Annotated in this window: 9 protein-coding genes; all 9 read left to right on the forward strand. The window is 66.8% G+C overall.

Annotation, left to right across the window (positions count from 1 at the left end; all coding sequences use genetic code 11):
* Positions 1 to 894 precede the first annotated feature (894 nt).
* Positions 895 to 1,719: a hypothetical protein gene (locus tag ACSVDD_RS23890; RefSeq protein WP_448191912.1), complete on the forward strand. Its 825-nt coding sequence runs from the start codon at positions 895 to 897 to the stop codon at positions 1,717 to 1,719.
* 1 nt (position 1,720) lies between these two features.
* Positions 1,721 to 2,155, forward strand: a complete 435-nt coding sequence (locus tag ACSVDD_RS23895) for a hypothetical protein (protein WP_448191913.1) — start codon at positions 1,721 to 1,723, stop codon at positions 2,153 to 2,155.
* Positions 2,155 to 2,841, forward strand: coding sequence for a LamG domain-containing protein (locus ACSVDD_RS23900; RefSeq protein ID WP_448191914.1), 687 nt, complete (start codon positions 2,155 to 2,157; stop codon positions 2,839 to 2,841). Before ACSVDD_RS23895 ends, ACSVDD_RS23900 begins: the two co-directional genes overlap by 1 nt.
* Positions 2,838 to 8,528 carry a cellulase family glycosylhydrolase gene (locus ACSVDD_RS23905; RefSeq protein WP_448191915.1) on the forward strand — a complete coding sequence of 1,897 codons (5,691 nt, stop codon included), beginning with the start codon at positions 2,838 to 2,840 and terminating at the stop codon, positions 8,526 to 8,528. Before ACSVDD_RS23900 ends, ACSVDD_RS23905 begins: the two co-directional genes overlap by 4 nt.
* Positions 8,529 to 8,538: 10 nt before the next feature.
* The gene (locus ACSVDD_RS23910) at positions 8,539 to 10,050 is read left to right on the forward strand and encodes a right-handed parallel beta-helix repeat-containing protein (protein ID WP_448191916.1); all 1,512 of its coding nucleotides are present in this window, start codon (positions 8,539 to 8,541) and stop codon (positions 10,048 to 10,050) included.
* Between the two features lie 694 nt (positions 10,051 to 10,744).
* Positions 10,745 to 11,017, forward strand: coding sequence for a hypothetical protein (locus ACSVDD_RS23915; protein WP_448191917.1), 273 nt, complete (start codon positions 10,745 to 10,747; stop codon positions 11,015 to 11,017).
* Positions 11,014 to 11,451: a cell wall hydrolase gene (locus tag ACSVDD_RS23920; protein WP_448191918.1), complete on the forward strand. Its 438-nt coding sequence runs from the start codon at positions 11,014 to 11,016 to the stop codon at positions 11,449 to 11,451. The genes ACSVDD_RS23915 and ACSVDD_RS23920 overlap by 4 nt, the downstream gene beginning before the upstream one ends.
* Position 11,452: 1 nt before the next feature.
* On the forward strand, positions 11,453 to 11,884 hold the full coding sequence (locus tag ACSVDD_RS23925) for a 3TM-type holin (protein WP_448191919.1): 432 nt from the start codon (positions 11,453 to 11,455) through the stop codon (positions 11,882 to 11,884).
* A gap of 192 nt (positions 11,885 to 12,076) precedes the next feature.
* On the forward strand, positions 12,077 to 13,645 hold the full coding sequence (locus tag ACSVDD_RS23930; RefSeq protein WP_448191920.1) for a B12-binding domain-containing radical SAM protein: 1,569 nt from the start codon (positions 12,077 to 12,079) through the stop codon (positions 13,643 to 13,645).
* Positions 13,646 to 13,688: the final 43 nt, after the last annotated feature.

Consider the following 13,688-nt stretch of genomic DNA (forward strand, 5'->3'; position numbering starts at 1 on the left):
GCCTCTGTCGTACTGAGGAGCGCCTCATCCGCGGCGCCGATCCCTGGCGGCCCGCACCGGACGGATGTTTGCGTAAGTAGATCGGCTGACACGATCGGACACCGCAGATTTGCGAAGCTGCAAACGATATAATTTGTCTGGCGCTGCCAAATAATACATTCCGCATTATCGTTGATCTTACTTGAGTTTCAAGCAAATTAGTTCAGGCATTCTTTGCTTGGCCGACACGGCAACGGCGACGAAAGGTTCTTCCGGTGTTGTCGAGAATTTTCGATGTCTAAACGAGTGCAGTTGCATCTCTGAAAAATGTGGAGGCACCATGCGCTGGATAGCAATGACGGTCACATGGATGGCGTTATTTAGCACCGAAGTGTTAGCGGCAGATACTATTAAAATCAAGGAGGCTATGTGGGCGCAAAACTGCAGTCCACCCGGCGTCGATATTTCCGAAGCGTTTAAGCAATGCAATGGGCGCGCACAATGCAGCGTGAAGTTGAATGGCTTCACGCTGAGAAAGTACCATAATAACAATGATCCCTGCGATCACACACTCAAAACGGTATACGTTACATGGACGTGTGGAAGTATGGATAGGTTCAAGGACCGTATTGGCGATTCTGATCTGGTCCTCCTGGCTTGCAAGAAGAAATAACAAAATATATTGGACCTGCTCCGCTATCCTGTGCGGATATCATCATTCAGAGGCCTAGCAGACTGAGCCAGACGGATCGTGTCGCTTATAGCTTGGCGAAGGGGCGTCGCCTCGCCGCTCTAACCCAGCTACATACGTAAAGGTCCGTCTGGCGCACAGCACTAGGTATTCCTGTTTTATCGTTCATCCTTGTGCATAGAGGAGTGCCCGCCGCCGCCGCATAGTCCGTGGCGGAGGTGCCCATGGCGACCATCATCATCAACGACGTGACGCCGCGCGTCGCCTACACGGTGTCGTCGGTGCCGCAGGCGGCGTTCTCCGTTCCCTTCCCGTTCTTCGACGACAGCGACCTGCGGGTCATCCAGACGGCCGGCGGGGTGGGGATCACGCTGACGCTGGGCACCCATTACACGGTGGTCGGCGCCGGTCTGAGCCAGGGCGGCACGGTCAACATGATCCTGCCGGTCACCAACTGCGCGCTCACCATCAAGCGCGCGCTGCCGCTGAAGCGCACCACCGACTTCCCGCTGACCGGGCCGTTCCCCATCGGCGCCTTGAACGACGATCTCGACAAGATCGTCTGCATGGTCCAGCAGATCGCCGACCAGTTCACCCGCACCGTGCGGCTGCGCGAGGACGACCCCTTCACCGGCATCGAGCTGCCCGACCCGGCGACCCGCGCCGACAAGGCGTTCGTCTTCGGGCCGGACGGCGCCCCGACCGTCTCCACCGACAGCTTCAACTCGGTGGTGACCCGCGCCGAAAGCGCCGTCCAGTCGGCCCAGCAGATCGCCCAGCAGGTCAATCAGGTGATCGCCGACGCCCAGGCGCTCCTGGAGCAGGCGCAGGTCAACGCGCTGCCCACCGCCCTGGTCGCCGACGCCGGCAAGCCGGTGGTGGTCACCGGCAACAACACCTTCGGCGTCGGCCCGCTCAAGGCGGACGCCACGCTCGCCAACGTCTCCAACGCCGACTTCCAGACCAAAGCCACGGCGGCCGGTGTGGGCGGTGGCGGCGGCGGCTTCTCCAACCCCTTTGCGGCCGAGCTGTACGGAGGCTCCTACTGACATGGCGAACCCGAACCTCAAGGCGCCCACCACCATCAAGAAGTTCCTCTACGGGCTGATCCTGCCCAACGCGGACACCTTCGAGAACGTGCTCGGCAACGGCAACAACAGCACCTACCAGATCCTCTGGGACCTGTGGCTGTGGAGCCGCGACGGCTCGAACGATTACCAAGTCGCCATCGAGCTGTACGCGGGCGCCGGCACGCCGATCTGCAACCACACCGGCATCACCGCCACCACCACCGCCAACGACGCGCTGGGCACCACGGCTTTGGGCGGGCCGACCAACCTGCCGGTGCCGGCGACGCTCGGCCAGCAGGTCATCCGCCAAGCGCCGCTCCTGGAGAACTACTCCATCGCCATCAAGCCGGTGGGCGCCACCAACGCCAACAAGGTGGCGCTGTGGCTGGCGTGGTCCATCGTGACGGACATCTGATGCTGGACCGCACCCGCGAGAACTTCGGCTGGATCGGCGCCCGCGCCGAGGAGCTGACCGACCCCGACTACGACGCGCTGTACTTCGCGGTCGCCGGCAACGGCACCAACGGCGGCGCCTTCGCGGCCGAGCTGGTGGCCGGGCGGACCATCGCCGCCACCGCGACCTGCTCATCAGCCCAGAGCTTCGCCTATGGCACGTCTATTGCCTGCACGGGCACGCAATACCTGGGTGTTTCCGTGCCTGCTGTGGGCCTTGAGGATTTCGGCTTTCGTTTTCGTGTGCGCCCGTCTGCCCACACGGGTGTGCGCGACGTGGCGCGCTTCGACAACGACGCCCTCGTCGTCCAGCTCAACGCCTCCAACCAGTGGAACGTCAACGACGGCACGCTGCGCACGCAGACGGCGGTCGCCGCGGTGAACGGCACCTGGGTCGAGGCGGCGGTCGAGCGCGAGGGGCTGACCATGGTGCTGAAGGTGAACGGCGCCGTGGTGCTGTCGTGGGCCTCCACGCTCGACCTTGCGGCCACCGATTGGCGGGTGGGCACCGACAACGCCAACGGCTGCGACTGCCACTTCAACGACGTGCGGGCCTATCTCGCCGGGCACGTCTCCCCTCACACGCCGAGCCGGCGCGGATACCGCAGCCAGTTCCGGCGCTCGATCATCGGAGTGGGACGGCTATGACCAACCCCGTCAATCTGACCGACAACGGCCTGTTCCCCTCGGGCGGCGCCATGTTCGCCGAGGGCTTCGGCGCCGACACCGAGCCGATGCGCTCGATCCTGCTGCTCCAGCCCAACGCCAACGACGGCGCGGTGCCGCTCGACCGCTCGCGCTCCGGCCAGGACGCCAAGGCCATCACCGCGGTGAACGGCGCCTCGCTGTCGGCCGCGCAGGCGCGCTACGGGCAGACCTCGCTGAAGCTGCTGCGCGCCTCCAAGCAGCACGCCCGCATCACGCCGTTCGCCGAGTTCGCCTTCGGCACCAAGGTGTTCGGGCTGGGGATGGACGTGTTTCCGACCACCGACGCGGCGCGTCAGGTGTTGTTCTCCTCCGGCACCTCGCCGGGCTGCTACCAGATCGCCCGCACCGCGGCGAACACCCTGGAGGTCCGCATCAAGGGCGGCGTGCTGAGCGGGCCGACGCCGGCCGCGTGGCCGATCCTGCCCAGCGGCATCACCACCACGCGCTACGTGGACGCGGTGAACGGCAACGACGCCAACAACGGCACCACCCCGGCGCTGGCCTGGAAGACGCTCTCCAAGGCGGCGAGCACGGCGACCGCCGGCACCGCGGTGGAGTTCGCCAACGGCAGCTACGACGGCTCGGTCCTCCAGACCACCAACGGCACCGTCTCCAACCCCATCGTCTTCTACGCCAAGACCCGGCACGGGGCGAAGATCGTCCACCCGGCCGGCTCGACGCGCGACCAGGGCTTCGAGACGCGCGGCGACTACGTGCACACGCTGGGCTTCGAGTGCGACGGCTCGACCTACACCACCGGCACGCGCTGGCGCTTCGGGCTGAGCTGCGCCGGCACCAACAGCCACGTGGACTACAACAAGGTCCACGACATCTCGATGAACACCAGCGCGCCGGCCGGCGGCGGCGCCGGCATCCTCTTGGAGTATTTCTACAACAAGCTGGGCCAAGTGGCGAACGCCAACGAGATTTACCGCATCGGCCCGCTGGGGGGCACGTCGTCCACGCTGCACGCCATCTACTGGACCGGCGAAGCGACGATGACCAACAACCTCATCTACCAGTGCGTCGGCGTCGGCCTGCACGGCTACCACTCCCCGCGCAACTCCATCGTCGCGAACAACATCGTCGATGGCGCCAAGTACGGCGTCTACTTCGGCTACGCCGGGCTGGGCTCCAGCTACAACTCCTGGCCCGGCCCGACCACCAACGTGCGCTGCCGCAACAACATCATCCTCAACACCACCAACCAAGCCTTCTTCGAGGAGGGCGCTTCGGTCACCTCCAGCACCTACGCCAACAACACGATCTTCAACTGCGCCAGCCAGTACAGCCTGACCAGCGGCGCCACGCCGGCCAACACGCTGACCACCGACCCGCAGTTCGTGGACGTGGCCGCGCGCAACTACCGGCTCGCCGCCACCTCGCCGGCCCGCAACGCCGGCTCGGCCACCGAGGCGCCGGCCGCCGACCTGCTCGGCTACAGCCGGCCGCTGGAGAGCGTGGTGGACCGCGGCGCCTACGAGTACGTCACCGGCACCTCGGCCAGCGCCGATACCGTCTACACGACGACGCAGGCGGTGCCGGGGAACGCCCACACCCACGTCTGGGTGGCGCGCGACGCCGGCAACACGCTGACCATCCGCCTGGAGGGCAAGACCGTGCTCACCCAGGCCGGGGTGACCACCGACCTGAAGGCCGACTTCGCCCTCATCGGCACGGCGGACGGCACCAACGACTGCCTGGACGGCTATGTGGACGGCTTCCACGCCGCGGTGGGCACCACCGTCTACACCGCCGACTTCGGCCCCGGCGTGGGGGCGCCGCCGCCGCAGACCACGCAGCCGACGCTCTTGTTCGAGGAGACGTTCGCCACCTTCGACCCGCGGAGCACCACCGACAAGTGGAACACCCGGCTGGCCTGGGGCAACGGCTCCGACCCGGCCAACTCCAGCGAGTACGCGCAGTACGTCAACGTCGAGGCTGGCGACACCCGCGGGCCGAACCCGTTCTCCGTGGTCGGCGGCAACCTGCGCATCACCGGCACGCCGACCGCCGGGCTGACCAACGGCAAGACCTACACCTCCGGCGTCATCCAGACCCGCGGCAAGTTCTCCTGCACCTACGGCTACTTCGAGATCCGCTGCAAGATGCCCGGCGGCCTGGGCTTCTGGCCGGCGTTCTGGCTGATGGCCGAGGATCTGGCGACGCTGCCCGAGTTGGACGTGATGGAGTTCGCCTCCAAGTTCCCCAACGAGTACCCGATCAACGCGCACTGGAACGACGGCTCGGGGCAGACTTCCATCGGCGACGAGCAGGGCTACGTCGGCAACTTCATCAAGAACCTGCCCGACCTGCGCGCCGGCTTCCACACCTACGGGCTGGAGTGGACGCCCAGCTTCCTCACCTACTACTTCGACGGCCAGCAGATTTTCCAGCGGGCGACGCCGGCCAACGCCGGCTTCGACGAGCCGCATTACATCATCGTCAACATGGCGGTCGGCGGCACCGCGGGCTGGGTGGGGCCGCCGGACGGCTCGACGCAGACCTTCGAGGTGGACTACGTGCGGGTGTGGGACCGCAAGGGCACCGGCAGCGCGTATTACGTGGCGACCAACGGCAACGACAGTTGGACGGGCCTGCTGGCCGAGCCCAACGTCGGCAACACGGACGGGCCGTTTTTGACGCTCGGCAAGGCGCGCGACGCCATGCGCGCCAGCGGGCTGAAGCGCACCATCGTGCGCGGCGGCACCTACCGCTTCACCACGCAGATGACGCTGAACACTGCCGACAACGGGACGACCTGGGAAGCCTACCCCGGCGAGACGCCGATCCTGTCGGGGGGCGAGAAGCTGACCGGCTTCGCTTCAGAAGGGGCGGGGCTCTACGCGCTGGCAACCACGCAGACCAGCCTCGACCTGTTCGTCGGCGACGTGCGCCAGAAGCCGGCGCAGAGCGGCGTCTACAACCCGGCCGACCCGTACAAGAGCGGCTGGCTGGTGGCGCCCGCGGACGGCACCACCACCACGGTGCGCTTCATCGGCGGTCAGGTGGCGACCACCGAGCTGGACACGGGCGTGCTCATCCAGACCTTCGACCGCGACCGGCTGGCCGACGCCATCACGGGGGTGACCAGCATCGACACCGCCACCACCACCATCACGCTGGCCTCGGCCGTGCAGTACGCGGTGCGCGCGGGCGGCACCTTCCGCTTCCTCAACCGCGCCGCCAACATCCGCAACACGGGCGAGTTCGGCTGGCGGGCCTCGGACGGCAAGCTGGTGATGAAGCCGGCGGCGCCGGGCTCGTTCGAGGCGACCGGGGTCTACGCACCGCGCATCGGCCGATTGATGACGCTGGCCGGGACGCAGAGCGTCACCTTCAAGGGCTTGACCTTCAAGCACGGCAAGTACACCGACCAGTTCATCCGCCTGGAGGGCGGCGCCACCGGCAACACGTTCGACGGCTGCAACTGGCTGGGCGTCGGCACCGCACTCCAGATCAGCGCGTCGAACAACAACCGGGTCATCAACTGCTCGTTCAAGAGCATCGGCTGGTGGGGCATCTACCTGGACGCCCAGGCGTCGGACAACCTGATCGAGGCCAACACCTTCACCGATATGGGCGAGGTGCGCAAGGACACCGCCGCGGTCGGCGCCAACGGCGTGCACCGCAACGTCATCCGCTACAACGACATCGACGGCTCGGCGCGCTACGGCGTGTCGATCAAGGACTGGAACGCCAACAACGCCCACACCGGCAACGTCGTCGAGTTCAACGTCATCAAGAACTGCTGCCGCGAGACGGCGGACGGGGCCGGCGTCGAGAGCCTGGGGCGCTCGAACGGCGACACCCAGCTCTCGGTCAAGGGCAACTGGATCGAGGGGGTGGTGGGGCTCGCCACCAACAGCTCGGGCGGCTGGCTGACGCCCTACAAGGGCTGGGGCGTCTTCCTCGACGACCAGACCAACGGCGCCACCGTGCGCGAGAACTTCATCAAGGGCACGAGCTGGGCCAGCGTGTTCATCCACGGCGGCGACAACAACCTCGTCGAGAACAACGTGATGGTGATCGCCACCGAGCAGGAGGCGGCCATCCGCATCGAGCACAGCCCGCTGGCCGGCACCATCGGCGTGCCGGACAACAACACGGTGCGCAAGAACGTCGTCTACGCCACCACCGCGGTGACCGACTATTGGGCGCTCATCACGCCGGGCGTCTTCACCCTCGCCACCAACTGCGTCTACCGCAGCGCCGTCTACACCGGGGCCGGCGACGTGGCGGCCGACCCGCAGTTCACCGACAGCGCCAACGGCAACTGGCGGCTCAAGATCGGCTCGCCGGCCTTCCAAGTCGGCTTCACCGACCTCAAGTACGAGCTGATGGGGGTGGACGGCATCGCCATGGGGCCGGCTGGCACGGTGGGCGGCGGCGGCTCGACGCCCCCGTCCTCGTCCTACCCGGCGACCAAGGGCGGCTTTCTGGTCAGCGGCAACCAGATCCTCGACGGCGCGATGAAGCCGGTGCGCTTCACCGGGGCCAACCTCAACGGCGCCGAGTGGAACGACGCTGCCAACACCTTCGGCCTTCTGCCGGGCGGCTACACGGCGCGCAACTACAAGGCCATCCTCGACGACATCAAGGCGCTCGGCTTCAACCTCGTGCGCCTGCCGTTCGCCGACAGCACCGTCGTCTCGACGCGCACCCGGCACGGCTTCGCGGAAGGCCCGAACCCGGAGTTCATCGGCCTCAAGCCCATCGACATCCTCGGGCTGACCTGCCGCTACGCCCGGCAGATCGGCCTCTACATCCTGTTGGACCACCACCGCAACAACGCCTCCTCCGGCGCGGGCACCCAGGTCAACTTCCTGGCCGGCGACGGCTTCACGCTGCAAAACATCATCGACAACTGGAAGACGCTGGTCACCCACCCCGACATCCTCGGCAACCCGGCGGTGATGGGCTGCGACATCCACAACGAGCCGAACGGCCGGGCCTTCAACTGGAGCCTCTGGGCGCCGCAGGCCGAGCAGATCGCCAACGCCATCCACAGCGTCAACCCCAACGTGCTGGCGGTGATCGAGGGCAACGAGATCAGCTTCAGCCAGGGCGGCGAGGCGTGGGGCTGGTGGGGCGGCAACCTGCACGACTTCGACACCCGGCCCATCGCGCTCAGCCGGATGGACAAGCTGGTGCTGTCCACCCACGAGTACGGGCCGTATCTGGTCGGGCCGAAGCCGTGGCACAACGCCGCCAGCTTCCCGGCCAACATGTTCGGCCCGGCCAATTGGGGGGCGCAGACCGGCATCTGGGACTTCTTCTGGGGCGCCTTGTGGCGGGCCAAGCGCTTCCCGATCCTGGTCGGCGAGCTGGGCGCCAAGTTCGAGGACCCGGTGGGGCAGGCCAAGGAGTTCACCTGGATCGCCGCGCTGCACCGCTACCTGAACGGCGAGCTGAACGGCGACGGCCAGATGTTCCTCGGGGCCGGCGAGGTCGGCATGAGCTGGACGATGTGGACGATGAGCCCGACCAGCGGCGACACGGGCGGCATCTGGGGCAACGACTGGAAGACCGTCCAGACCAACCGCTACGACCAGTACAAGACCCAACTGTGGAAGGGGGTCATCACGCCGCCGCCGCAGATCAGCGTCGCCGGCACCCGGCTTTAAGGAGGCGGACATGCCCTTCACCACGACCAAGAGCTACATCGGCCAGACGATCCCGACCAACTTCGACAACGCCGGGGTGCCGGAGCTGCGCATCGACGCCTCGGTGGACCCGAGCTGGAACGACTGCGAGGTGATCGGCGGCCTCGTCCAGGGCTCGGTCCACATCGTCTCGGCGCGCAACCTGCGCCTCAACGGGGTGGAGGTGACCAGCCCCAACGGCATCGGCATCTACCTGTCGCAGACCGGCACCCAGGACGTGGAGATCACCGGCTGCTTCGTGCACGACACCGGCAACGACGGCATCTACGTGGACGAGGGGACGGCGACGACGGCGCCGCGCCACGTCAACCTGCGCCTCACCAACAACCGGCTCTACTCGGTCGCCAAGGGGGTGGTGGGCGACACCGCGGCGGAACGCCACGCCATCGAGTGCTTCGCCAAGGACTGCGTGATCCAGGGCAACGACATCAACAACGTGCCGCGCGGCCACGGCATGAAGATCCACTCCTCGGCTTACGTGGCGAACAACAAGATCCGCAACACCGGGCGGAACTCCATCGGCCTGCGCGGCGACCGCTCCCCCGGCGCCGGGCCGATCCGCGTCACCCAGAACGATTGCGCGCTGACCGGGCAGCGGGCCGATAGCACGACGTTCGGCCCCATCGCCGTCTACAACTTCGGTTCGACCTACCCGGCCATCGAAATCGACCGCAACACCATCGTCACGGGCGGCAAGACGGCGGTGCTGGTCGAGGCCGGGCTGATCGGCTCCATCACCATCCACGACAACACCATCGACGGGGTGGGGCCGGTGGTGACGCCGCCGCTGCAACCGCCGACCGCGCCGCCGTCGGCCGTTCCGGGGGTGGGGATGGGCGAGCCGCGCTCGGTGCCGGGCACCATCTGCATCGTCCAGGCGGACGGGCCGGCGGGCTCGGCGCTGCTGGTGGACACCGACTACCAGCTCCGCGCCAAGACGGTGGCGCTGGCCGGCGGCGCCAAGATGGTGGCCTACGGCTCGACCGGGCGGCGCGCGGTGCGCCTGGACGGGCTGCTGACCTCCTACATCGAGGTGGCGCACGCCGATCTGGCGGTGGGCACCGCCGACGCCGCGGTGGAGGTGATCTGGCGGCCGGACGCGGTGCTGGGGGGTGCGACGCTGTTCGACCTGCGCGACGCCGCCGGGGCCAACGGCTTCGCGGTCGGCGTCACGGCCACCGACCTGCGCCTGCTGGTGGGTACGGTGGACGGCGGCGGCGGCGCCCACCCGGCGTTGGGGGCGGTGCAGTACGCCGCGACGGCGCGGGTGAACGGCACGGTGCGCGGCTACGCCGGGCTGACCACGGCGGCTTCGGCCGGGCTGGTGTTCACCGCCGGCCACGCCTTGAACGCCAGCCAGGGGCGCATCCGCGTCGGCGCCGGCATCCGAGGGCTGATCCTCGGCGTGCGGGTGTCGAAGCGCACCGGGCGCGGCATGACGGCCAGCACGGTCCCCGTGTTGTCGAGCTTCCCGGTCCTCTAGTGGTGTGCGCCGAACAGATCTTTACGTATGTGGTTGGGAGGGGGCCGTCGAACCCGACGTATTTGTTATTGTACAAATGATTTTATGTCTCTGGTTCAGCCGATATAGAGAAATCGGGGCTTCATCGGCGAGCGGCCATGCCCTAAAAAGGGGGCGGTGCAAATGCTAAAGAGAGGCTCTTATGCGTTCCATTGTTTTCGTCGGTTTGGCTGCGCTGCTGTCTGGGTGTGCTGCTACTCCCCAGCTTGAGCCCTCTGCTATGATGAATATGATTTGCTCGCCGGTTTCAGGGCCAGGATCTGTCGTTGTACCCTACATGTCGTCGGAGGTGACCGTGAGGGTTCTGCGCGATGGTGGCTTGGAGTTCTCTTATCCTGATTTCAGTGATCTCAAGAAGCCTAAGACTGAGCCGATCCCCGCTGGGTACGCATGCAAGGTGAAAGCGCATCCCGTCTCTGGCGGCTGACCAGTGGAATTATTCCAGGGGTTGGGCGGGGGATGCTCCGCCCATTCCATTTCTGACGGGACGCTCCAGGAAGATAGTATCGTTTGTAGTTCAGTGAATGAGTGGGAACATGCGGCCCCAGCTCGGCTACATACATAAGGGACCGCCTAGCGCACACTACTAGCTGGGCGTGCATAGAAGTGTGGGGTGGGGCAGGGCACCCTTGGGCAAACCAGCTCCGAGGATGCCATGGTCCCTCCGCGCTTTACCGGCGAGATCAGCGCCGGCCACATCTCGATCATCGTCACGCTGATGACCGGCCTGGGCGGGCTCTACGCCAGCGTCACCGGCACGCTGTCCAACCACGAGTACCGGCTCGTGCAGATCGAGCGGACGCAGGCCGAGGACAAGCGGGAACGCCTCCAGTTCCAGGGCGAGATCCGCACCATCGCCCAGGCGATCCGCGAGGACGTGGCGACGGTGAAGGCGGACCTCAAGCACTTAGGCGAGCGCCGGCCATGAACGGGCTCACCAACGAGATCATCGCCGCCACCTTCCCAGAGCGCCGCATCCTGGCGCTGACCGCCTGGGGCGAGGCGCGCGGCGACGGCGAGCGCGGCATGCAGGCGGTCATCAACGTCGTCCAGAACCGCGCCAGCCGGCCGCGCTGGTGGGGCAGGGACGTGACCGAGGTGTGCCTGAAGCCCCACCAGTTCTCGTGCTGGCTCGACGGCGACCCCAACCGGGCGAAGATGCTCGACGTGACGCCGTACAACGAGGCGTACCGCACCGCCTACCGGCTGGCGACGCAGGCCGAGGAGGGCCGGTTGCCCGACGTGACCGGCGGCGCCGACCACTACCATTCCCTGCACATGATGACGCCGCCCACGTGGGCGCAGGGGCATCTGCCGCTCGCGTTCATCGAGAACCACGTCTTCTACCGCCTGGAGAAATGACATGGGCATCGCCATCGGCGGGCTCGCCGCCGCCGCCGTTTCCACCGCGCTGCCCTTGGCCGACGCCTTCGTGCGCCGGCTGCTCAATCTGATCCCCGACCCCGCCGGCAAAGCGGCGGCCGAGGCGGAATGGGCGACGCTGCTGCTGGCGGTGATGCGCGAGAGCGACGAGCGCCAGAGCCGGGTGAACGAGATCGAGGCCGGCTCGGACAGCCTGTTCAAGTCGGGCTGGCGGCCGGCGACCGGCTGGCTGTGCCTGTTCGGGCTGGCGATGGAGACGGTGGTGTACCCGCTCCTGGGTTGGGCGCTGACCCTCTGGTCGCCGGGCACGCCGCTGCCGCAGGTCCAGACCGAGGTGCTGACCAGCCTGCTGGCCGGGCTGTTGGGCCTGGGCGGCTACCGCACCATCGAGCGCTGGAAGGGCCGGGTGTAGTCACGGACACCCGGCCACGTTGTGTTCTCTCCGGTTCCCGGTTTTTCCTACCGACCGAGGCGTAGCCTATTGCTAGGACTACGCTTTTACATTCCATTAAGGAAGATCCTTTACTTGTTCCGGTGGTCGAGCGTGTGCCGTGCCCTTGTTCGGCGCGGTCATCGGAGCGGCCGCAAGTGGAGCGATAGACCCATGAAGATCCTCTTCGTCAATCCCAGCCTGCGGCCCGAAGCCTCCCACCGTTATCTGCCGCCGGGCTTGGGGTACGTGGTGACCGCGGTCAAGGTCGCGGGCTTCGCGTTCGACATCCTGGACATCGACGCGAACAACTACACCGACGCTCAGGTCGAGGCGTACCTCGCCAAGGGCAAGTACGACGTGGTGGCGGTCGGCTCCATCGTCACGCATTACCGCTGGGTGCGCTGGCTGGTGCAGACGGCGAAGCGGGTCAACCCCGGCAGCACCGTCATCGTCGGCAACTCGGTCGGCTCCTCGATCCCCGAGATCCTGTTCCACCACAGCCCGGTCGACATCGTCGTCCTGGGCGAGGGGGACATCACCATCGTGGAGGTGCTGGAGGCGCTGCGCGACGGCAAGCCGCTGGGCGCCGCGGTCGAGCCGGCGGTCCCCGTGCCGCACGACAACGGTTCCTACCCCGCGTGCCTGAAGGGCGTCGGCATCGCGGGCATCGTCTTCCGCGACGCGCAGGGCCGCGTCGTGCAGAACGACCGCCGCACCGCCGCCAAGGCGGTGGACGATCTGCCCTGGCCCGACTGGGATCTGTTCGACGTCGAGACCTACATCAAGCGGGGCCGCGAGACGGCGCGCGGCGAGGTCTGGCGCTACGGCCGCGACGAGGCGGTGGTGTTCCCGGTGAACACGGCGCGCGGCTGCGTCTTCAAGTGCACGTTCTGCCATTACGTCTTCTGGCACGACCCGTACCGGCACCGCTCGGTGGAGTCGGTCATCGCGGAGGTCAAGCACCTCAAGTCCAAGTACGGCGCCAACTACATCAACTTCTGGGATGAGCTGTCCTTCCACAAGATCGGCCCGACCGAGAAGTTCCTGGATGCGCTGGAGGCGGCAGACCTCGGCATCCACTACACGGCGGCTGTGCGCTCCGACCTGCTGGGCCGCGACGAGGTGCCCGAGGAGGACCGCCGCCGGGTGGCCGACAAGTTCGCCCGCACCGGCTGCATGTCGCTGGGCTTCTCGCTGGAGTCCGGCAACGACGAGATCCTCACCGCCATGAACAAGCGCGTGCGCGCCGACTTCTTCCGCGAACAGGTCCGCGTGCTGCGCGAAGCGGGTGTCACGTGCAGCACCAGCGTCGTCGTCGGCTACCCGCAGGAGACGCCGGAGACGCTGGCCGACACCTTCCGCATGTGCGAGGAGACCAAGGTCTATCCCAGCGTCGGCTTCCTGCTGCCGCTGCCGGCCACCGGCATGTGGAAGCACGCGCTGGAGCACGGCCACGTCACCGACCCGCACCAGTTCCTGATGGACGTGACCGAGCGGCAGGACTTCGTCGTGAACATGACCACCATGCCCGGCGAGCAGTTCGAGGGCGAGGTGAAGAAAGGCCTCGCCTATCTCAACGAGGTGCTGCACTGCCAGTTGGACGAGAGCACGCTGATCAGGACCGGTGGCTACCACAAGCACACCCGCAATCAGAACGAGGAAGTCCGGAACGCGGAGGTTTTCAAGCACCGCAACACCACCGACTCGCTGAATTACGCCAGCCTGACCGGATCGGTGTAGATACGCCGCTGCTCCCGCTGATATGGAAGAGACGCACCGGCTG

The sequence above is a fragment of the Azospirillum terrae genome, from assembly GCF_053470425.1.